The 21,260-nt window shown below is 62.0% G+C and carries 23 protein-coding genes; 11 read left to right on the top strand and 12 right to left on the bottom strand.

Translation table 11 applies throughout. The annotated features are described in order from the left end of the window. Positions 1-59 precede the first annotated feature (59 nt). Both AB3N21_RS19415 and AB3N21_RS19420 read left to right on the top strand, forming a co-directional pair. Entirely contained in the window at positions 60-950 is an 891-nt protein-coding gene (locus AB3N21_RS19415; RefSeq protein ID WP_171179387.1) for an SPFH domain-containing protein, read from the top strand. After that, positions 950-1,228, top strand: a complete 279-nt coding sequence (locus AB3N21_RS19420; protein ID WP_367936759.1) for an NfeD family protein — start codon at positions 950-952, stop codon at positions 1,226-1,228. Before AB3N21_RS19415 ends, AB3N21_RS19420 begins: the two co-directional genes overlap by 1 nt. Before the next feature lie 94 nt (positions 1,229-1,322). Here the strand turns inward: AB3N21_RS19420 and AB3N21_RS19425 are convergent, their stop codons facing one another. The 3 genes from AB3N21_RS19425 to AB3N21_RS19435 are packed head-to-tail and all read right to left on the bottom strand — an operon-like array spanning position 1,323 to position 3,139. Next, positions 1,323-1,988 carry a class I SAM-dependent methyltransferase gene (locus AB3N21_RS19425; protein WP_367936760.1) on the bottom strand — a complete coding sequence of 222 codons (666 nt, stop codon included), beginning with the start codon at positions 1,986-1,988 and terminating at the stop codon, positions 1,323-1,325. A gap of 10 nt (positions 1,989-1,998) precedes the next feature. Then, the gene (locus AB3N21_RS19430) at positions 1,999-2,202 is read right to left on the bottom strand and encodes a hypothetical protein (protein ID WP_367936761.1); all 204 of its coding nucleotides are present in this window, start codon (positions 2,200-2,202) and stop codon (positions 1,999-2,001) included. Between the two features lie 4 nt (positions 2,203-2,206). Beyond that, positions 2,207-3,139, bottom strand: coding sequence for a hypothetical protein (locus AB3N21_RS19435; protein ID WP_367936762.1), 933 nt, complete (start codon positions 3,137-3,139; stop codon positions 2,207-2,209). A gap of 169 nt (positions 3,140-3,308) precedes the next feature. Here AB3N21_RS19435 and AB3N21_RS19440 point away from each other — a divergent pair, with 169 nt between their 5' ends. From AB3N21_RS19440 to AB3N21_RS19460, 5 genes are all read left to right on the top strand, one after another. Next, positions 3,309-3,671 carry an SUF system Fe-S cluster assembly protein gene (locus tag AB3N21_RS19440; RefSeq protein WP_171179378.1) on the top strand — a complete coding sequence of 121 codons (363 nt, stop codon included), beginning with the start codon at positions 3,309-3,311 and terminating at the stop codon, positions 3,669-3,671. 338 nt (positions 3,672-4,009) lie between these two features. Then, on the top strand, positions 4,010-4,381 hold the full coding sequence (locus AB3N21_RS19445) for an iron-sulfur cluster assembly accessory protein (protein ID WP_171179376.1): 372 nt from the start codon (positions 4,010-4,012) through the stop codon (positions 4,379-4,381). Positions 4,382-4,936: 555 nt separating this feature from the next. Further along, entirely contained in the window at positions 4,937-6,334 is a 1,398-nt protein-coding gene (locus tag AB3N21_RS19450; RefSeq protein ID WP_367936763.1) for a hypothetical protein, read from the top strand. 159 nt (positions 6,335-6,493) lie between these two features. After that, positions 6,494-7,585: a hypothetical protein gene (locus tag AB3N21_RS19455; protein WP_367936764.1), complete on the top strand. Its 1,092-nt coding sequence runs from the start codon at positions 6,494-6,496 to the stop codon at positions 7,583-7,585. 3 nt (positions 7,586-7,588) lie between these two features. Beyond that, the gene (locus AB3N21_RS19460; RefSeq protein WP_367936765.1) at positions 7,589-8,395 is read left to right on the top strand and encodes a hypothetical protein; all 807 of its coding nucleotides are present in this window, start codon (positions 7,589-7,591) and stop codon (positions 8,393-8,395) included. A 248-nt stretch (positions 8,396-8,643) separates the two neighbouring features. Here the strand turns inward: AB3N21_RS19460 and AB3N21_RS19465 are convergent, their stop codons facing one another. Next, positions 8,644-9,399: an isochorismatase family protein gene (locus tag AB3N21_RS19465; RefSeq protein ID WP_367936766.1), complete on the bottom strand. Its 756-nt coding sequence runs from the start codon at positions 9,397-9,399 to the stop codon at positions 8,644-8,646. Between the two features lie 26 nt (positions 9,400-9,425). Beyond that, positions 9,426-9,857 carry a VOC family protein gene (locus tag AB3N21_RS19470; RefSeq protein ID WP_367936767.1) on the bottom strand — a complete coding sequence of 144 codons (432 nt, stop codon included), beginning with the start codon at positions 9,855-9,857 and terminating at the stop codon, positions 9,426-9,428. An 85-nt stretch (positions 9,858-9,942) separates the two neighbouring features. Here AB3N21_RS19470 and AB3N21_RS19475 point away from each other — a divergent pair, with 85 nt between their 5' ends. Further along, positions 9,943-10,839: a LysR family transcriptional regulator gene (locus AB3N21_RS19475; RefSeq protein WP_367936768.1), complete on the top strand. Its 897-nt coding sequence runs from the start codon at positions 9,943-9,945 to the stop codon at positions 10,837-10,839. 382 nt (positions 10,840-11,221) lie between these two features. On the opposite strand, the gene AB3N21_RS19480 is transcribed toward AB3N21_RS19475, so the two are convergent. Then, entirely contained in the window at positions 11,222-12,148 is a 927-nt protein-coding gene (locus AB3N21_RS19480) for an isopenicillin N synthase family dioxygenase (protein WP_367936769.1), read from the bottom strand. Positions 12,149-12,267: 119 nt separating this feature from the next. Between AB3N21_RS19480 and tpiA the strand changes: the two genes are divergently transcribed. Genes tpiA through AB3N21_RS19495 form a run of 3 tightly spaced genes read left to right on the top strand, consistent with a single transcriptional unit; the run spans position 12,268 to position 14,130 of the window. Next, entirely contained in the window at positions 12,268-13,014 is a 747-nt protein-coding gene (gene tpiA / locus AB3N21_RS19485; protein ID WP_367936770.1) for a triose-phosphate isomerase, read from the top strand. Between the two features lie 3 nt (positions 13,015-13,017). Further along, positions 13,018-13,467, top strand: a complete 450-nt coding sequence (locus tag AB3N21_RS19490; protein ID WP_367936771.1) for a MarR family winged helix-turn-helix transcriptional regulator — start codon at positions 13,018-13,020, stop codon at positions 13,465-13,467. 30 nt (positions 13,468-13,497) lie between these two features. Further along, entirely contained in the window at positions 13,498-14,130 is a 633-nt protein-coding gene (locus tag AB3N21_RS19495) for a class I SAM-dependent methyltransferase (RefSeq protein ID WP_367936772.1), read from the top strand. Positions 14,131-14,154: 24 nt separating this feature from the next. Here AB3N21_RS19495 and AB3N21_RS19500 read toward each other — a convergent pair whose 3' ends face one another. From AB3N21_RS19500 to AB3N21_RS19525, 6 genes are all read right to left on the bottom strand, one after another. Continuing rightward, positions 14,155-14,601, bottom strand: coding sequence for a nucleoside deaminase (locus tag AB3N21_RS19500; RefSeq protein WP_367936773.1), 447 nt, complete (start codon positions 14,599-14,601; stop codon positions 14,155-14,157). Positions 14,602-14,731: 130 nt separating this feature from the next. Next, positions 14,732-16,108 carry a TRAP transporter large permease gene (locus AB3N21_RS19505; RefSeq protein WP_367936774.1) on the bottom strand — a complete coding sequence of 459 codons (1,377 nt, stop codon included), beginning with the start codon at positions 16,106-16,108 and terminating at the stop codon, positions 14,732-14,734. Further along, positions 16,108-16,785, bottom strand: a complete 678-nt coding sequence (locus tag AB3N21_RS19510) for a TRAP transporter small permease (protein ID WP_367936775.1) — start codon at positions 16,783-16,785, stop codon at positions 16,108-16,110. The genes AB3N21_RS19505 and AB3N21_RS19510 overlap by 1 nt, the downstream gene beginning before the upstream one ends. 118 nt (positions 16,786-16,903) lie before the next feature. After that, the gene (locus AB3N21_RS19515; RefSeq protein ID WP_367936776.1) at positions 16,904-17,905 is read right to left on the bottom strand and encodes a DctP family TRAP transporter solute-binding subunit; all 1,002 of its coding nucleotides are present in this window, start codon (positions 17,903-17,905) and stop codon (positions 16,904-16,906) included. Positions 17,906-18,268: 363 nt separating this feature from the next. Beyond that, positions 18,269-19,498: a sigma-54-dependent transcriptional regulator gene (locus AB3N21_RS19520; protein ID WP_367936777.1), complete on the bottom strand. Its 1,230-nt coding sequence runs from the start codon at positions 19,496-19,498 to the stop codon at positions 18,269-18,271. Next, entirely contained in the window at positions 19,495-21,228 is a 1,734-nt protein-coding gene (locus AB3N21_RS19525; protein ID WP_367936778.1) for an ATP-binding protein, read from the bottom strand. The genes AB3N21_RS19520 and AB3N21_RS19525 overlap by 4 nt, the downstream gene beginning before the upstream one ends. Between the last annotated feature and the right edge of the window lie 32 nt (positions 21,229-21,260).

Below are 21,260 nucleotides of genomic sequence, written 5' to 3' on the forward strand. Positions count from 1 at the left end.
GAAGAATGGGTACACAATTCCCAAATGTATACCACTGTACACAATAGTAGAGGGCAGGCATGACCGAAGAACTGATCATTGGATTGATCACATCGAATATCGTTTATCTGTTGGCTGCGGCGTTTTTGATCGTCGTCATTCTCAAAGGCATCAAGATCGTCCCGCAATCCGAGAAATACGTGGTGGAGCGGTTCGGACGGCTGCACTCGGTGCTGGGACCGGGCATCAACTTCATCGTGCCGTTTCTGGATGTGGCACGGCACAAGATCTCGATCCTGGAACGTCAGTTGCCGAACGCAACGCAGGACGCGATTACCAAGGACAACGTGCTGGTGCAGATCGACACTTCGGTCTTTTACCGCATTCTGGAACCGGAAAAGACCGTTTACCGTATTCGCGATGTGGATGGCGCGATTGCCACCACCGTGGCCGGGATCGTGCGCGCCGAGATCGGCAAGATGGACCTGGATGAGGTCCAGTCGAACCGCGCGCAACTGATCGAGCGCATTCAGGAAAGCGTCGAAACGGCTGTGGATGACTGGGGCATCGAAGTGACCCGGGCCGAGATTCTGGACGTGAACCTGGATCAGGCCACCCGCGATGCGATGCTGCAGCAGCTGAACGCCGAACGTGCCCGCCGTGCACAGGTGACCGAGGCCGAGGGGCAGAAACGCGCCGTCGAGCTGCAGGCCGATGCCGAGCTTTATGCCGCCGAGCAGACCGCCAAGGCGCGCCGCATTCAGGCCGAGGCCGAAGCCTATGCCACCGGCGTCGTCGCCAAGGCCATTCAGGACAACGGCATCGAGGCGGCGCAGTATCAGGTGGCGCTGAAGCAGGTCGAGGCGCTGAATGCGCTGGGACATGGCGACGGCAAACAAACCATCGTGCTGCCCGCCAACGCACTTGAGGCCTTTGGCGATGCCTTTAAGATGCTGAAGGGAGCAAAATGATGACCGAGCCGTTGTGGACGATCTGGTGGGTCTGGCTGGCCGGAGCGCTGGTGATGGCCATTGCCGAGATGCTGCTGCCCGGCTTTGTCTTTTTGGGCTTTGCGCTGGGGGCGGCGGTCACCGGGCTGCTGTTGCTGGTGCCCGGCCTGTCGGTCTCGCTGCCGGTGCTGCTGCTGATCTTTGCGGCGCTGTCGCTGGCCGCCTGGCTGATCCTGCGGCGGTACTTTGCCCTGCCAAAAGGTCAGGTGAAGATCTTTCGGGAAGATATCAACGACTGAGAACTGCCCAACGCGCAATCCGAAAAGTGAAAACCGACTATTGGACCAAACTGCGCGATAAAAAATTGAGAGCGGCGTCTTCGATTCAGACTTATTAGCCGCCGCTCTGGGCCCGTCGCAAGACCAGCCAATCCCACGATACACCTTTGTCCCGGTTCGCCGATTGCAGCGACGGGGCGGAGGTTTCTCTTACCACCTCGAATCCCGCGTCTTCCGCCTGCGCCACCGTTTTGGATGTTGAGACCGGCATCGCGGGCCGGTCCGGCGCACCCGGACCATGGCGGAGCGACAGGATCACCTGTCCGCCGGGTGTTGTCAGCCGAAACAGGGTGGCCAGCGCCACAGGCCGTTGCGCGGGCGCGACATGTTGCCAGACCGCGTTGACCAGTATCAGGTCGTAAGCCGTGCTTCGCAGCAGGGTCAGGCCCGGCAGATGGTCGTCATGCCAGACAATTCCGGCACCCGCATGAAGCCTTTGGCCCGCCGCGCGCAGGGCGGCCACGGGCTCAACTGCGGTTACGCGGTGCCCTTGCCCGGCCAGCCACGCCGCATCGCGCCCGGTGCCTGCGCCGACATCCAGCGCCCAGACCGGTGCTGTGGGCAACAGATCGGCAACGGGCGCATAGAGCCGTTCGGGCCGTACCTCTTCGTAGGCCGCGATCAGGTCCGGGGCCGCCCGTTCATAACCGGCGCGGACCTGCCCCGATATGTCAGCGCCCGGAGCGCCTTTTCCGTGAGTGTATTTGTTTGACCGGGTCATGCGGGCGGCGTCAGCCTTCGCCCTCTTCCCCGCCTTCTTCTTCCGGTGACGCGGTGATCCAGAACCACAACCCGCGGACGATCAGGCTGACCGCGAGGCAGATGACCAGCAGCAGACCGACGCCCGCATTGGTGTCGGGATTCGCCCAGGTCACCAGAGCAAGACCCGCAATCAGGCCGAAGGCACCCCAGGCGCCGTAGGAAAACCACCACATCGTGTCAGTCCCGTCTGAGCAGGGCGAGAATGTCGCCTCCCCAGCGATCCGCCCAGTTTCCGATCATATCGGCCAGCGTATCCTCTTTCCAACCGTCAATCCACAGGTGCTGTTTGGCCTCGATCTCATCCCGCCAGGCTTCGAATTTCTCGCGCGCCTGGGTGGCGGTTTCGACGCCCGACAGATCCATGCGCAGGATCAGCGCATCCTCGGTGCCTTTCTGGTGGGTCGGGCTCCAGGCCAGAACGAAGGGCCCGCGTTTGATCGTGAGTGTGGCAATGTCATCCGGGTCGAGCGCCAGATAGGCATCCCGGAGCGCGCTGAGCGAGGTGGCGAGCCCGTATTCGTCCACCGCCTTGTTGCAGCCTTCGCTGCCGGGCTGGGCCATCGCATCGATCCCAACATAGTCCTGATTGACCGGCCAGACCGTGACAAGTTGCTGATCCAGCGGCTGTTCGACCTCGGAATAGGCCAGGATGGCCGCGACATAGCCGCGGCAGATCTCGAGGAACCGCTCGCGGTCCTGCGGCAGCGGGCGCGAGGTGAAGGCGACGATGGCGTAGGCGGCGAAATGTTCGGGCGGGAACATGCCGGGCCCGGCAAAGATGCGGGTGGCGACACCGTCAGCGGCGGCGGCCTCGGCAATCGCACCGCCCCGGGTCAGCGAATGCGCGTCGGAAATCGCGCCGGTGCTGGCAGGGGGTGTGGGACGTGCAACGGGCCGCGGGTCCGGTGTCGTCGGTGCAACGATGATACCCGATGACCCGCCCCATCCCGAGCCCGACCCGGAGCCGGAAAACGTGCTGGACAAACCGCCCCCATCTTCGTCCTCGTCGTCGAGCCCCCAATGCTCGGTTATTCCACCAAGACTGAGCCCGTCCGCATAGGCGGCACAGGCCATTACACTCAGCAACAGCGCATGAAAAAAGTGGCGCATGACTCAAATCTCCAAAAACAATAATAGTAACTTACCATACGTAAGGCGATTTTTCCAAATTTCCGGCGGATGTGCCGCATTCAGACTTGGGGAACCTGACGTTTCGGCCTCTGGACGCTGCTTCCCCCTTTCCCTATATAATCACTCAGGAAACGATGCTGAGGCCCAGATGACCCAAGCCACCGAACCGTTCGAAGGCGCGCCGCTGATTGCGCCCTCAACCGTCGATCATCCGCTGTATGAGGCGGTGGTGGATGCCTGCCGCTCGGTCTATGACCCGGAGATTCCGGTCAATATCTACGAGTTGGGCCTGATCTACACCATCGACATCAGCACCGAGAACGACGTCAAGGTGATCATGACCCTGACCGCGCCGGGCTGTCCGGTGGCTGGTGACATGCCGGGCTGGATCGTGGATGCGATCGAGCCGGTGGCGGGCGTCAAGAGCGTGGATGTGGACCTGACATGGGAGCCGCCCTGGGGCATGGAGATGATGTCGGACGAGGCGCGGCTGGAGCTGGGCTTTATGTAAGCCATCTTATCCACAGGAATTCGGACCGGTTCGCAAAGGCGTAACATCCCTGTTACGCCTTTGTTTTATTGCGGTTACATTCCCGGGCCAGACTGCACCCCGTTGCAGGACCTGCGTTCGTCCGCCTGTGCACCCGTGCCTTGTTCGCGCCGGTGCGGCGTCCCACGGACGCAGACCGGTTTCCGGGCCGTCCTCAGTACCCTGCCGTCCCCCGGCCCCGGCCCGTGCCTCAGGACCGCTCTTGCCCGGAGCGGTCCTTTTTTCCCTTTCCGCAACCCCTTGAGCCCGCAGGCGCACGGACCTAGATTAGGGGCAACGCGCGACAATCGGAGACCGCAATGTTCGGCATTCCCGGCAAGCAGGCCGTGACCATGACCCCCCGGGCCGCAGCCCAGATCACCCGCCTGATGGAAAAGGGCGGGCATGCTGGTCTGCGCATCGGCGTCAAGAAGGGCGGCTGCGCGGGCATGGAATACACGATGGAATATGTCGATCAGCCCGACACCCATGACGAGGTGGTCGAGCAGGACGGCGCCCGGGTGATGATCGCGCCGATGGCGCAGATGTTCCTGTTCGGGACCGAGATCGACTATGAGGTGTCGCTGCTGGAATCGGGGTTCAAGTTCAAGAACCCCAACGTGGTCGATGCCTGCGGCTGCGGTGAGTCGATCAAGTTCGACGACACTTTGTCAGTGTCGGGTGACACGTAGCCCGACCACTCCTGGCCCTCAACTCATTGTTTTTGGTAGGCGATGAATTCTTGATCGCACCAATCTTGCCTTCAGTGCCTCAAAAGCCCTCCATGGGCGGCAATGTGTCTGAAAGCAGTAATTGAACTCAGACGCTTAGGATCTTGGCTCCGAGCCCAGGGTTACGGGTGCTGCGCTCAGGATAAATGTCCGCGATGGCGCAGTTTCCGGACTTCTACTGACGCGGCCACTTTCCACGCAGAAACCACCCGAACTTGCGGAGTGTTTATTTGCTGCAAACCAGGTCGTGCCAGCGAGTCCGGCCTTCAGGAAGCCTATAACTCGCAGGCCGAATATCGCACTTTCGTTGCAATTGCTTCTGACAAACGAGACACGGACAAACCTGCCTTTTTCGACCCAAAACGGACGGGCCATAGCGCCTGCTTAGTAGACTGGGTTCAAACTGTGGTGCAGGGAACAGTATTCCGGCACAGTGGATCAGCATCCAGTCAAGCCGATTGACAGGTTGGGCGGTGGCGGACATTTTTTGATGACGTCCGGTCTCGGCGCGTTTGCTTGGCCGTCGCGCTGAGCCGGGATTCGTATCCCCGGATCAGGGTTTTGGGCCTTCACACGGAGGGTGTAGATTTGGCAGCGTATAAGGTCGAAGGTAAGGAGCTCAAAAAGCTTGTCAATTTCGCCAAAGAGAAAACCGTTGCATTTGCATTCAATCCCGGCGCGAAGGAAGACGAGCATTACTTTGGTTTGGATCGCAAGAAACCGGCAAAGCTGATCGCCAAAGAGGCCAAGGTTGTAGGATCCGGAAAAAAGGTCGCCTTTGGAGAGATGAATGTCGTCGGCAAGGAGATGCGTCTCACCTGCGAGCGCGAATTGCCAGCGATGGCGAAGACGCTCAAAAAATGGCTCAAAAAGCAAAAACTGACGCTCAATGTCGTCATTATGGATCCCGAAGGGAATATTCTGGACTCCGACATCGATGACGATTTGCAGGATGGTGCCGAAGCTGGCGGGGACGCCAACAAGCCGGACATCGATGATGCGGGCGCGGTTGAGCAAAAGGACAAGGCGGATGCCTCTGTCGTCCTCTCTCGGATCAAGATCATTTCGGGTCGGATCAAAGCCCTGCCGAAAGAATCCGCCGCAGATTTTGCCAAACCGTTCAAAACGGTCGCCAAGCTCGCGCAGTCCGGCAACATCAAGGGCGCTGCCTTGGGGGCCGACAAGCTGGAGGCGGCGCTCGGCAAACTCGAAAAAGCGCTAAATCAAAAGGCCACCGATGACGGTAGCACACCCGAGGCGGCACCAGATCCCAACAAGGCCAAGTGGGTCGCACATTTTCCCAAAATTGACGCGGCGGTCAAAGATGCAAGGGCGCAGGGTGGCAAGGTAAATCCGGATCATCCGGATCTGGTCAAACTTAACCGTCTGTGGAACCTAGCAAATGAAATGGTTGGTGGCGACGCGCCGGACTACGCCAAGGCCATGGCAACGCTGCCCAGTATCGTGGACCTGATCAAAAAGGTGCGCTCAGCGCAAGATACCGGCCCGAAGGTCGATCCGGAGGTGAAGCCGTTCGATGACGCGCGGCTGACCTGGCAAGGCGCACGCAAAACGTTGGAATCTGAACTGAAAAAGCTACAATCGGAGATCATAAAGGTCTGCAAGGGCACCCCAGAATTGGCGGGTATCGTTCAGAATGTGGGTTCTTTGTCCGACCATGTCGCAGGTCTGGACGCGCGCCTGGAAAGCGCGCTGGCAAAGATCGTCGACGCTGAGGCGGGAGACGCGCGCAACAAGAGAAAAATCGCGGCGATGGGCATCGTCAAGGAATACCGGAGCAATTTGAACTCGGGTTTCTTCAAACACGTCGATACCGGCAACGGGTTCACAGATGTGCAGGTCGCCAAGACGGCGCATGAGGCATTGGACAAGATCGCACGCGTCCTGGCCTGAGCAAAACCTGCGGGATCGCGTCTGATAGAAGGCTACGGCAACAAGGGTGAATGTCGGAGCCGAAAATATTTGACATGCGCCGCGATGCATACTGTGCTTTTCTGTTTTGGCAAGTGTCGCATTTGATGCCTCTGACGTAACAAGCAGGTGGAGAGACCAGTGTCTCAGCTGACAGAGCAGCAGACCGAATTTCTCAGGCGGTACATGGGGTTTCGTCCGACCGGCAAAATCCCGATCAGCGCAGAGGAAAACGACCGGCTTGAACGACTGACGCCCGAAGAACTCGTCGCCGCCGATCTGACGCGCTGCGACACCAAAAAACTGTTCGGCGATGAGTATATGATCGCTTTGAAGGACGTGACGTTCAAAGGCGAAGGCAGCCCCGACCTGAAGGCGCTGATGCGCGAGGTCGTCAAAGGATTGTCAGGGCAACGCCGCATCGAGGTGATGGAAGAGCTTTCGGTGATCGTGGGCCTGCCGCCCACGGCCGAAGACCTCGACCGCGACTACGGCCGCTTTCTGGTTGTGCGCAAACAACAAAAAGTCAACGGTGTGACAAAGGATGAGGACGCGCCCGATCTCGATGAAGAGCGACACGCCGATTTCATGGCATCACGGGGTCAGCTTATGTTTGGCAAAGTGCTGGGGGACGCGTTCGGTATTCACGAGGTGTTTGCCGCGCTTCTCAGTCCGACCGGCGGGCTCGTTGGGCCGGGAAACTCATTCATTCCCGGTTCGGATTTGATCGATGCCTTCCATCTGGACCCGGACAACCCCGTCGCATTGCATGGTTGCGTTCATGACGCGGCTGGTTATCTGCATACCTTTCACGATACAGGTCCCGGCTATAATTATCTGGACAGCAGTCTTGAACTTTTTCCAACGGACAGCCCGCTTTCCGGTCAGTTCAGCGGCATAGCATACTGGGTTGAAAAGGCCGGCGACGACTATACTGAACGCCGCACGGACGCGGCGGTGCTTGCGGTCGAAAAGGGGCTGGAATCAGCGCGTAATGCGGTTGCAGACAGTATCAACGGACTGCTCAAAGGTCTCCGCAGCAAGTCGAAACAGGCCGTAGAGACCGTGAAAGGAGCCATTTATGGCGTCGCTGACGCGATTCAGGACGCGGTCAGCAAGGTCAAGGAAACCGCGGTCGAGCCGCATAAGCCCCCCACCGCCGATCCGAGCATTCCTGCCAGCACAGAAGTGAAAGGTAAGCTCGAGGCGCTCTCGAAATTCTTGTGGAGCTAACGCATGACATCAAACCTGATGCACCCGTCCGAACTCGCTTACGCGTTTTCATTCACACGGGCCGAACGCATTATCGGATGGGATCAGGAATACTTCCTGCCCGAGGGCGACGCGGCGACGGACATGGCGCATTGGCTTACCGAGGGTGAGTCGCGGCTTCATGAGGCAGACCGGCTCATCGGGTCTCCGGAGGCTGGACTGAACTTCACGGACGAGGTGTCTTCGACGGTTCTGGCCCTTGTGGACCCATCTCTGGTATTGCTGGCTGAACGTAAAGAGGGCGAGGGTGTCCGCCGGTTATCGGTCCATGCCGCGGGTGCGGATTTCGTCGGCCTGACACGCCGTCCGGACGGCCTCTTCGATCTTACCCGGTATACAGACCTGACCGCCGCAGCAGGTGCCTGTGCGGGTTTTCTCGGCGCGGCGCTGACCCCGCTGAGCCACCAAGTGCGCATTGAGGCAAGTTACCAAACATTCGCCGATTTGCGCCAATCCGCTGCCAGCGGCGAAACGGACGAGGTGGTCACCGCCCTCGCGGCACTTGGTGCCTCGGATCCGGATGCTAAGTCATTTGCACAGGCATTGGCCCAACCGGCAAGCGCGGGCATGTTGAGCGTGTTCTTTTGCGCCAATAACGAGGTTCAGGACGCCGAACCCTTTACGGTCATGACCAACGCTGACGATCAGACCTGGGTTCTTTTCCCGCCTGCGAGCCTCAACGCGCCGATGATCCTGGAGCGCAGCTCGGTAGCGGCGTTCACTGCGCGCGTCGCGGTCGGAGTGGCCGCCCGTCTGAGCAAGCCCGATTGACCGCGATTTGATTTGCCCAGTCTGAGCCTCGCTTGAAAGGTCACCGGTAGGTTGATCGCCAGGATGCCCCCTTTCGAAAAGCCGCCATTTCTGCAGTGTGCGGCGGAGGACAGGTGAATGCCCAGACTGATCAAATTCCTCAACGCGGTCGACGTCTGCTGCCGCGAGCTTGCCCCGGTGCAAACAGACGATGCCTGGCTGCAGTAGATATCGTTGCCAGGGACCGAAGCCCCTGACAGATCTTGAATTTACCAGGTTGTATCCGGGTCGACTTTGAACAGATGTTCCATGAAAACGCGGGTGACGGCCTGCAGCTTGTCAGCGCGCGCATGGTCGCGTTGCAACTCCGCCGGAACCACGTTCCAGGTGATGGGCTCAACCCCGGCCTCGATCATACGTCGCATACCGTTGTCGTGGCTGAGCTGGGTGATCGAGCCAACAGCATCTTCGGGCACATAAACGTCGTATCCGGCAGCTTCGGCTTCGATCGCCGGATAGGCCAGACAGACGTCTGTCCAGAGACCACCCATAATCAGCTTTGTCCGGCCGGTTGCTTCGATAGCGGCGACAAATTCAAGTTCCTCCCAGGCGTTGACATTGGTTCGGTCAACAAAGACCGCGTTCGGGGCCAGTTCGCGCAGTTCTTCGATCATCGGATCATAGCCGCTCAACCCCACAGCGACATGACTGAATATGATCGGAATATCATAAATGACGGCGGTCTTGATCAGACCTGTGGTGTTGTTCATCAGTTCTTCGTGGTCGATATTCTTGACCCCAGCCAAAATCGGCGGTTGGTAATCGATAAGGATCAGCGCCGAGTTGGTTGGTGACAGAAACGGGTCTTCGTCGGCGGCCCGAACAGGTGTGCCCTGATAGCCCTCTGGGTATGTAGCGACACCATCCACTGTTTTGATCATCGGGGTTTCTGCCAGTACGGGCAATGCTGCGGCAGCAATGGTCAAGCCCAGGGCTGTTGCAAACGGTTTGAAGGAAGTATTCATCGGAGTGTCTCCTTTGGTGGTGGGTTTCAGCCGTGCACATGCTCGGCGATCAGTTGCGCGACCGAAGGGCCCGGGCCGACAAGCTCCAGAACATTGCGGTCCGGGTCGCGAATGAAGATGGTTTTGGTGCCGCGAAATTCGCGGCGGCCGGTGATGGCGATGCCGTTTTCGGTGACAAAGGCTTCGGTCGCTTCGGCGTCCTTCACCTTGACGGCCAGATGAGTGATGCCAGGGTATTTCTCGGCCTCATCCATCAGGACGTTTTCGCCTGCTTTCGCCGTTGCGGGACCCAACAGATTGATGTTGATCCCGGAAGGATGGAGCATCACCAGCGGATGCCCGTTGTCATAACCGCCATCGGCAATCATCTCGAAGCCCAACAGCTCATAGAAGGCGACGGATGCATCGCGGTTGCTGATGCGGATGCCGATGTGGTCGAAGCTTCTGATGTCCAACATGGTTTGGCCTTTCCATTGCTTGCAACAAAGGTAGCTATGCCTGTATTGGACTTTAATAACTCAATCAGAACAGCATTTATTCCAAATGGACTATAATAAAGATCTCTTCGACGGCATGGTTCTGTTCTGCACAGTGGTGGAGCAGGAAGGAATGAGTGCGGCTGCCAAGCTGTCGGGCCATACACCCAGCTACGTCAGCAAAGAGATCGCGCGGCTTGAAGCGCGGCTTGGCACCCGGCTCTTGAACCGGACAACCCGACGGATCAGTCTGACGGAATCCGGGCGCATATATTATGAGAATGCCCGTCGGATTGTGGATGACGCCCGTGCGGTGCAGGATCGATTGCATTCGGTTGGCGACCGGCCTTTTGGGGAATTGCGAATGAGCGTGCCTGTGGTTTTCGCTCACGGGTGGCTGAATGACCGGCTGCCCGAGTTTCTCCAGCGGTACCCCGAAGTTGATCTGCACATCGACATATCCGAGCGCCATGCAGACATGATCGGCGAAGGGATCGATCTGTTGGTGCGTATTGGCGACCTGCCCCCGTCCGACTTCATCGCCCGCGAGATTTTTCGCACTAAGGGTCTTACGGTGGCCTCCCCTGCCTATCTGAAGCGAAAAGGCAATCCGCGTCACCCCGATGATCTAAAAGGGCATGATCTGATCGATTTCTCGTTTCACGGGGTTACGCAGAACTGGACCTACCCGGGGCCGAATGGAGACCTGATTACCGTGCCGATCACGCCGCGCATTCGATGCAACGATGCTCATACCGAAAAGGCACTTGCCCTTGCCGGTCATGGGATCACTCGTCTGCCAGAGCTTTCCTGCAAGGCCGAACTGGATGCCGGAACACTTGTGGCGATTTTGCCTGATTTCTGCCCGCCCCCGGTGGGCGTCAACGTGATCTATGCGAGCCGCGACAACCTGCCGGCAAAGACCCGTGCAATGATCAATTTTCTGGTCGAAAAGAGCGGCTGACGTGAGGTCTGGCGCGGCGTTCTAAGCTTAGCTGCGAACAGTCACCTCGTACTCGGTTCGGGACGCTGATGTAAGGTCGGTTCGGTGGGAAAGAATTATTCAGCCTGGCGTGACTAGAGACTTCTCTGTTCCGCAAATTGAGACTTAGCCTGATGAGCGTTGAGCGTCAGCGAACAGTGGCGGATCTGAGTCCCCTGCTGTTTTAAGGAATGGGCGACCGCGGCGCCTGACCTGCACACCAGTCCTTGTCTTCCGCGAGGAAAGTCCGAATCGATGAAACCGGTTGCGTGCCGGATAAAAACATCAGTCCAAAAAGTCGTGGTTCCGTCGCTGGTGGCAGAACCAAGTGCCGCTTTACGGTCAGCGGTCAAAATACCCCGGTTCAGCCGCGTTCTTCGGCCTTGTCCTGTAAATGGACATAGGTTTCGTCATAACGGCGGGTCAGATGCGCGCCGGCCGAGATCACCTGCCCGGATCCCGGCGGGGCCACGTTGGTGTCATAGGCGGGGTTGAAGAAGAGTGGTACCGAGATGCGCTCGTCCGGGCCACCCCTGACCCGGTGCAGGGTCGCCTTGACCTGACCGTCGGTCCAGAACTCCAGCATCTCACCGAAATTGATCACGAAGGTGCCGGGCTGCGCCGTGACCGCCTCCCACGTGCCGTCGGGCATCCGCACCTCGAGCCCCGGCACGCCGTCGGTGGCCAGGAGTGTCAGGCAGCCATAGTCGGTGTGGGCGGCGATGCCAAAATCCTTTTCACCCGCCCAGTCGGGCCGCGCCGGATAGTAGTTGCCGCGCAAGAGCACCATGGGGGTGCCGAAGGCGTTGTCAAAGGCGGCCTCGTTCCGCCCAATGGCGGCGGCGATGGCGCGCAGGGTTTTCATCGCCACGCCTGACGCCTCGCCGTAGTAGCGCTGGATATCGGCGCGGAAACCGGGCGGGGTTTCGGGCCAGAGATTGGGAGCGTAGACGCTGAGGCCGCGGTCGGCGTACGGGTCCTCTGCGGGCAGTTCATAGCCGCAGTCGAAGACCTCTTTGAAATCCGGGTTGGCGTCGGGGTCGACCTGTTCGGACAGCGGCGCGCCCCAGCCCCGGTTCGATCCGGTTCGGGCCATATCGACCTTGCGCTTTACTGCCTCGGGCTGTTGGAAGAAGGCACGGTAGCTCTCCATCACCTGCTGGATGCGCGCGGGCGAGAGCCCGGTGTTGGATACGGTCAGGAACCCGACCTCATGCACCGCCCGGGCCAGCCGGGCCATTTCCTGCGGATCGCGGGCCTCAAGCCTGCCCAGGTCCAGATGGTCGATCATGGAACGCCTCTTGCCGATGTCTGCCCGGCACGTGCCATACGCGCGATCGGCGGAATTGTCAGCCCCCGCCCGTGGTGCTATCCGGGGATGAGCAAACAATCGGATATGGGATGAGGCGGATGCGGCGGAAACTGGCGGCTGGCAACTGGAAGATGAACGGAACCGGCGCGGCGCTGGCCGAGCTTGAGGCGCTGGCGGCGGCCCACCCCGCCCCCGCTGTCGATATCCTGATCTGTCCGCCCGCCACGCTGCTGCACCGCGCGGCGCAGGTGGCCGGAGACGCGATTGCCGTTGGCGGTCAGGATTGCCACGCCAACGCCTCGGGCGCGCATACCGGCGATACCAGCGCAGAGATGCTGCGCGATGCCGGGGCGACGGCGGTGATCCTGGGCCATTCCGAGCGGCGCGAGGATCATGACGAAGGCAACGACGATGTCCGCGCCAAGGCCCGCGCGGCGATGGAGGCCGGGCTGATCGCGGTGATCTGTGTCGGCGAAAGTCTGGAGCAGCGCGAGGCGGCCAATACGCTCGATATCATCGCGGGGCAGATGTCGGGCTCTATTCCCGACCAGTGCACCGGTGAAAATCTGGTGGTGGCTTATGAGCCGATCTGGGCCATCGGTACCGGCAAGGTGCCGACGCTAGAGCAGATTGGCGAGGTACATGATTTCATCCGCACCCGGCTGGAGCGCCGGTTTGGCGAGGGCGTGGGCCGGTCCGTGCGGCTGCTATATGGTGGGTCGGTCAAGCCCGGCAATGCCGCCGAGATCTTCGGTGTGCCCAATGTGGACGGGGCGCTGGTGGGCGGTGCGAGCCTGAAGGCGGATGGTTTTTCCCCGATCATCACGGCGCTGGAGAGCGCCTGAGGCATGACCGGCGCGCCCGACTGGCCCGACCATATCGGCTGGGATCTGGCGCGCGCGGCGGAGCTGTGGAAGCGGATGTTCCGGGCGCGGATGGTGGCGCTGGGGTATGACTGGTATGGCGAGGCCCGCGGGCGGCTGATGCAGCATATCGGACCGTCCGGCCTGAACCAGTCCGAACTGGCCCGCCGCACCGGGCACAGCAAGCAGGCCATCCAGCAGATGGTGGATACGCTTGAGGCCGAGGGCGTGGTGGCGCGGATCCCCGACAAACGGGATGCGCGGCAGAAACGGGTGGTCCTGTCCGAACAGGGCCTTGCCTTTCAGACGGATGGCACCCGGATCAAGGCCGAGATCGAGGAGGAATTGCGCGCGCGCATGGGCGATGCGGGCTTTGACGCCCTGCGGACCGGGCTGAAATCGTTGCTGGACGCGCAGGGGTGGTCCGGCATATAGTCAAGGTGCTTGACGATATCGGAACAGACCATGACCAGCGCCACCCTTTCCCCCGGCTTACAGCGGCTCTATGCCCGTCATGCGGGTCGCTGGCATCGCTCGATCACCAATCTCGGTTACCCTGAGGCTTATGCCATGCTGGCAGAGCTGGACCTGCGGCAACGCGCGGCTGCGCCGCGTCGGGTACTGGATGCCGGCTGTGGCACCGGCGCGCTGGCCGAGGCATATCGGGAGGTGGCCGGGGACGCGGCTGACCTGACCCTGCTTGATCCGTCGCCGGACATGCTGGACAAGGCCCGGGAGCGTCTGAGCGGTGAGCGGGTACGGTTCGTGCGGGGCGATCTGACGCGCCTGCCCGATCTGGGGTCCTTCGACACCATCCTCTGTGCTCATGTTCTGGAACATGCCGGCGATCTGGGGCCCAACCTGCGGCGGCTGCGGCAGGCGCTCCGCCCCGGTGGCAGTCTGCTGCTGGCCATCAGCAAGCCGCATTGGTGCACCGCCTTGCTGCGCTGGCGCTGGGGGCACAAGGCCTATCGCCCCGAGGAGGTCATCGCCGCGCTTGACGCGCAGGGCTTTGACGAGATCGAGACGGTGCGGTTTGCCAAGGGCCCGCCGTCCCGCACCAGTTGCGGCTATCGCGCGGTTCGGGCCGGCGGTTGACGTTGGTCGGAGCTCAAGGCGCCGTCACTCTGCGATGTCTTCGGCCCACAGCTCGGGCTTTTCCTCGATGAACCGCCGCATCAGCGCGATGCAGTCGGGGTCGTCGGCGATGACAACCTCAACGCCTTTCGAGCGCAGGAACTCCTCGTTGCCGCCGAAATTCTGTGTATCGCCGATCACCACGCGGGGAATGCCGAACTGGATGATGGTGCCCGAGCACATCATACAGGGCGACAGCGAGGTATAGAGAACGGTGTCGCGGTAGGTCTTTTGCCGCCCCGCCTTGCGCAGCGCGTCCATTTCGCCATGCGCGATGGGATCGCCCTGCTGCACCCGCTGGTTGCGGCCCTGCGCCACCACCTGTCCGCTGCGCGCCAGCACCGATCCGATGGGGCAGCCACCCTCGTCGAACCCGGCCTTGGCCTCGTCATACGCGACGCGCAACAGGCGCCGGTCCGTGTCTGTCATCATTGTGGTTCCTCCTGCCCTGCAATGGCGGCAACTTAGCACGACCGATGCCCGGGGGTCCCGCCGATCCGGTGTGTTTGAAAGAAAACGGGCGCCCGAGGGCGCCCGCGTGAGAGGGTCAGGTGAGCCCGGTCTATTTCGTCACGATCTCCGGCCCCATGAAGGTGTTGGGCAGGATGGTGGAGAGCCACGGGATGTAGGTCACCATGATCAGGAAGACGAAGAGCACCGCGAGGAACGGCAGTGCGGCGCGCACCACGCTCATCATCGGCATGCCCGCGACACCGGAGGTGACGAAGAGGTTCAGGCCGACCGGCGGGGTGATCATGCCGATCTCCATGTTCACCACCATGATGATGCCGAGGTGGATCGGGTCGATGCCCAGTTCGATTGCAATCGGGAACACCAGCGGCGCGACGATGACCAGCAGGCCCGAGGGCTCCATGAACTGGCCGCCGATCAGCAGGATCACGTTGACCACAATCAGGAACATGACCGGGCCGAACCCGGCCGAGAGCATGGCCGAGGCGATGTGCTGCGGCACCTGCTCGTCGGTCAGCACATGCTTGAGGATCAGCGCATTGGCGATGACGAACAGCAGCGTCACGGTCAGTTTGCCGGCCTCGAACAGCGTGTGCTTGGTGTCGGCGTGGACGAACGCGGTCAGCAGCGCCACCGGTTTCTTCATCAGCGACAGGTTCGGTGCGTCGCCATCCGTACTCAGCGGTCCCATGTCCTTGTAGACGAAGCTGGCGATCAGGAAGGCATAGACGGCGGCCACGGCGGCGGCCTCGGTCGGCGTGAAGATGCCGCCATAGATGCCGCCCAGGATGATGACGATCAGGAACAGGCCCCAACCGGCCTCGCGCGCCGAGACGAAGACTTCGCTCCAGCCCTTCCAGTCGCCCTTGGGCAGGTTCTTGACCTTGGCCATGACGTAGATGGTGACCATCAGCATCAGGCCTGCCATGAGGCCCGGGATGACACCCGCAAGGAACATCCGGCCCACCGAGACCTCGACCGCGGCGGCGTAGACCACCATCACGATGGAGGGCGGGATCAGGATGCCCAGCGTGCCTGCGTTACAGATCACACCGGCGGCGAACTCCTTGGAATAGCCGACCTGACGCATACCCGCGATGACGATGGAGCCGATGGCGACCACGGTCGCGGGGCTGGAGCCCGAGAGCGCGGCAAAGAGCATACAGGCGAAGACGCCCGCAATCGCCAGACCGCCCGGCAGGTGGCCGACACAGGCGATGGAGAAACGGATGATCCGCCGTGCCACGCCGCCGGTGGTCATGAAGGACGAGGCCAGGATGAAGAACGGGATCGCCAGCAGGGTGAAATGGCCCTCGAACGCCTCGAAGAGCGTACCTGCGACCGAGGCCAGCGAGCTGTCGGAATAGATCAGCAGGAAGATGGTGGAACTCAGGCCCAGCGAGACGGCGATTGGCACGCCGATCAGCAACAGGCCGATGACCATGGCAAAGAGAATGACAACTTCCATCAGTCCTGCTCTCCTTGCTGGGCGCGAACCTCTTCCAGCTCGTCCTCGACCTCATGGCTGGCGACAAGGCGGTCGGCCTCGCCCCGCAGGATCTGCAGCGCGGTTTGCGCGAAGCGGATCACCAAGAGCAGCATCGAGATGGGCAGCACGATATACGGCACCACCTTGGGCAGTTTCTCGTAGGCCTCGCCGTAGTTGATGGCATCTTCCAGCCAGCCCAACCATGCGACCATGGGGACGTCCTGCACCTCATAGAAGCTCTGCGAGCGCGCCTTGAGGTCCAGCCCGGTCGGGAACCAGCGGCCCGAGGTGGGCGGCAGATCGGCGAAGACGGCCCAGTAGTCATAAGCGCCTTTCAGGAGCAGCAGCGAGAAGATCAGGCAGCAGCCGACCGAGATCAGCGCCAGTATCCGTCGCGGCGTGGGGGCGAGCATGTTCAGGATCGCGTCCACACCCAGATGGGCGTGTTTCTTGACCGCATAGGACGCGCCCAGCAGCACCAGCCAGGCGAACATGAACACGGTCAGTTCCAGCGCCCAGAGGATGTTCGAGTTGAAGGCGAACCGCGCCACCACATTGGCAAATGTCACCGCTGTCATCAGACCCAAGAGCACCGCGATCACGGTCTCTTCGATCTGGTCGATCATTCCGGGCGGGCCGGATTTCGCACCAGACATCTCAGTGTCCCCATATGTTTTTGAAGATTGGGATTGGCGGGCCTCATCTTAGGCCCGCCGGGGCGCGCGCGTCCAATACTCCCCAGTCCCTGGACGCGGGCGCCTGTTTCGGGCAGGCTCAGAAGCCTGCGTTGATGGCCTGTGCGGCGTCGATCTTTTCCTGACCCACGTCACCGGCGAACTGTTCCCAGACCGGCTTCATCGCGTCGACCCAGGCCTGACGCTGTTCCGGTGTCAGTTCGCGGATGGTGCCGCCGGCCTCGGTGATTGACGCCTTGGCGGCCTCGTTCACGGCGAAGGCTTCCTTGTTGCGGGTGTCGGTGACCTCGCTCAGGATGGTGGTGAACTGGTCGCGCACCGCCGGATCGAGGCTGTCGAGCCAGTCCACGCTGGTCACGACCAGATAGTCGATGATCCCGTGGTTGGTCTCGGTGATGCCGTCCTGCACCTCAAAGAATTTCTTGCCGTAGATGTTGGACCAAGTGTTTTCCTGCCCGTCCACAACGCCCTGCTGGAGTGCGCCGTAGACTTCGGAGAAGGCCATTTTCTGGGGCGAGCCGCCGATGGCTTCCATCTGGGCAACCAGCACGTCGCTGGACTGGACCCGGAATTTCAGCCCGTTGGCATCGGCGGGATCAACCAGCGGCTTGTTGGCCGACATCTGCTTCATGCCGTTGTGCCAGAAGGCCAGCCCTTGCAGGCCGCGGCGCTGCATGCTGTCCATCATCGCCTGCCCCTCGGCCGAGGCCTGGAACGCGTCCACGGCGTCGATATTCTTGAACATGAACGGCAGGTCGAACAGGCGGAACTGCTTGGTGAACTTTTCGAACTTGGACAGCGACGGCGCGGCCAGTTGCACGTCGCCCTGCAGCATCGCTTCGAGCACCTTGTTGTCGTTGTAGAGCGTGGAGTTCGGATAGACCTCCATGCACATGGTGCCGTTCATCTCGTCGTTGACGCGTTGTTCCAGCAGCGAGGCGGCGATCCCCTTAGGATGCTTGTCGGTGTTGGTCACATGCGCGAACTTGACCACGATCTCGCCATCGTCACAGGCGGCAAACCCGGCAGTTGCGGTGACGCTCAGCGCCAATGCGGTGGCGGCGGTTGTCAGGAATTTCATGTGTTTCTCCCTCCCGAAATTCTCAGAGTAGCTCTGGCAGCGCCGATGTGGCGCGCTGAAGGGAGTGAAGCGAATCGGTGGGGGTCGCTCAATGTTTTGCTGGGCGGCATGGATACTCGTCATATTTTCTTGTAATTACAAATTATTGCGTGCCGAAACTAATGCCGCGACGGTCAGCCGAAATTCGCGCTGTGCGAAATCCCGCACAGGCCCGGGCGGCTTTGTGCGGATTTCCGCACAGATTTCGAATCACAGCCCGACTCACCCGTTCCGACCGCAGCCCGCCCCGGCGGGCTGCCCGGCCCAACGCCTTTGTCCGCATCTGTGATGCGGGCACAGGGGGCGGGAGAACACCTTACTCGATTAACGCCGGTAATCCTCGGGCCGGATACCGTAGCGGGCGAGCTTGTCGTAGAAGGTTTTGCGCGGCAGTTTCAGCCCCTTGGCAGCCTCCGAGGCCTTGCCATTATGCCGCCCGAGCGCGGCGATCAGCAACGAGCGTTCCACCCGTGCAAGCTGTTCGGCCAGCCCCAGTTCGGCGGCCTGCGCCACATCCTCGGGCATACCCAGCACGAATCGCATCGCCGCCGACATCAGCGAGCGTGCGTTGCCCGGCCAGTCCTGCGCCATGAGGGCCGCCAGATGGTCGGGCGTCACCTCGGGCGCCCCGATCCCGGCCTGCTCGGCGGCCTGGGCCACGTAGTGGCGGAAGATCACCGGAATATCCTCGGGCCGCTCCGCCAGCGACGGGATGCGCACCCGCATCACGTCCAACCGGTAGAAGAGATCGGCGTTGAACATTCCCTGCGCCGCCAGATCGGACAGATCGGCAGTGGTGCCCGCTATGATCCGGACCCCGGCCCCCTGTTCGATCAGTTCGAGGGCGGCATATTGGGTGGCCTCGGGCATGGCCGAGACCTCGTCCAGAAACACCGAACCCCCGGCGGCGTCCGCGCAGATCTGCGCGAACTCCGACGCCTGCAGCCCGGCGGCGGGGCGTTTCACGAACGGGCCTTGCCCTGCGGGCGACATCAGGTGCACCACCTCGGCCACTTTGGAGATGCCGCTGCCCACCGGGCCGGTGACCAGCACCTCGGCCCCGGTGGGCGCCACGCTGCGCACCCGGTTGCGCAGCTCTTCGGCCTGCGCCGAGGTGCCAAACAGCATCCGCGCCGCCGGATCGCCGCGTTCCAGCTGCCGTTTGAGGTCACGGTTTTCCAGCACCAGCGCCCGCGTCTTCAGCGCCTTTTCCAGCACCGCCAGCAGGTCGGCGGCGGCACAGGGTTTTTCCAGAAAATCGAATGCCCCCTGCCCCATGGCCTTGACCGCCATCGGAATGTCGCCCTCGCCGGTCAGCAGGATGACGGGCAGCTCCGGGTCGATCTCGCGCGCATAGGCCAGCAGGTGGAACCCGTCGCGCCCGGGCATCCGGATGTCCGAGACGATGACACCCTGAAAGCCCGGCACGATGTGGTCCTTGGCCGCCACGAACGAGCCGGCGGTGATCGCGTCGTAATCGGCCAGTTCCAGCGTCTGGCCCATCGCCTCGCGCACCGCCGCGTCGTCATCCACCAGCAGCACCTTGCGGATCATGCGACCTTATCCTCTTTGAAATAATCAAGCTCGACCGTGAACACCGCGCCACCGCCGGTATTGGCGCCGCGAATGTCACCGCCAAAGCTCTGCACCAGACCGTAGGAGATCGACAGGCCCAGCCCCATCCCCTCGGAACTGCCGACCGCCTTGGTGGAATAGAATGGCTCGAAGATCCGATCCGGGTCCGCGATCCCCGGCCCGGTGTCACGCACCGTGACCTGCAGGCGGGGACCGGCGGCAAGCTCCAGCTCGATGCGCTTGTCCGTCTGGCCCTGCATCGCGTCGGCGGCGTTGTTGATCAGGTTGACGAAAACCTGCACCAGCCGCACCTCGCCGCCCCAGGCGAAGACAGGCCCTGTCGGCGCCTGCCAGTGCAGCAGCACCCCGTCGGCGCGCAGCCGCGCCTCGGTCAGTTCCACAGCCGTGTTGATGACCTGCACAAGATCGACCTTGCCCATGGGCTCACTTTCGTTACGGGCAAAGGCGCGCAGGTTCTTGATGATCCGCGCCATGCGGGCGGCCATTTCCGAGATCCGGCCGAGATTCTCGCCCGCCTTATCGCCCCTACCGCGTTTCACGAAGGCCGCGCCGTTGTCGGCAAATTGCTGAATCGCCATCAGCGGCTGGTTCAGTTCGTGACTGATCCCCGCCGACATCTGGCCCAGCGCGCTGAGCTTGCCCGCCTGCACCAGTTCGGCCTGCGCGCGTTTCAGCGCCGCCTCGGCCTCCTGCCGCTCGGCCACCTCGCGGCGCAGCGCGGTGTTGGCGGCGGTGAGCGCCCGGGTCCGCTGTGCCACCCGGCTTTCCAGCACCGCGTTGGCATCGGCCAGCGTGCGCCGCCGCTCGGTGGCGAGATACAGCATCGCCCCGAAGGCCAGACAGATCGCCGCCACCGCCGCCGCTTGCAGACCCGCAAGCCGCCGCGCCGGGGCCACATCCATCAGCACCTCGCCGGTCATGCCGATCACAGGCAGATCGCGGCTGAGATGCAGGGCGCGAGCGGGCAGATAGGGGCCCCAGCCCAGCCGCCAGATCTCATGCGGGCCGAGCCTCTGTGTTTCGAAATCCGTGGGCCGCGCCGTTGGCGGCACCAACCCCATCCCGTCGCCCGCGCGGGTCCAGAACAGCAATTCCGAGCGGTTCGAAATGAACACCCGCCCGGTCCGGTCGGTGAAGAGCACCGCCTGGGTACTGCCGCGCCAGGTTTCTTCCACATCCTCGACATCGGCGATCACCATCAGCGCTCCGCGCACTTGCCCATCCGTGCCAAAGGCTGGAGCGGCATAAGAAAAGGTGCGGCGGCCGAGCGATTCGAGGATGCCGTGTTCACTGCCCAAGGCGCCCTGCATCGCCCGCGCGAAGGCGGTGCTGTCCGCGACATTCACGCCCGCCACCCCCTGCGCCGTAGCCAGAACCTTGCCGTTGGTATCGGCAAAGATCACATCCAGCGCCGCCGTCTTGTCGGCCACCTCCAGCAGCAGCGCCTTGGCCGCCGGGCGCCGGGTGGGGTCGTCCAGCCCCAACAGGCCGGGATGCTCGGCCATCAGCACCGCCAGTTCCTGATAGACCTGCAACTGGGTGCTCAGCCGGTCCGAGGCCAGGTCGAGATCCGCCTCGGCCTGCTGACGCAGCTGCGCCAGCGCCTGCCGGTAGCCATAGGACCAGACCGCCGCCGACAACAGTCCGACGGCCAGAAGGAACCCGGATATGATCCACGCGCGATGCATGACATAGGGTCTTGCATTGACCGGCGCCCAAG

The sequence above is a fragment of the Ruegeria sp. genome, from assembly GCF_040830605.1.
Taxonomy (GTDB): Bacteria; Pseudomonadota; Alphaproteobacteria; order Rhodobacterales; family Rhodobacteraceae; genus Ruegeria.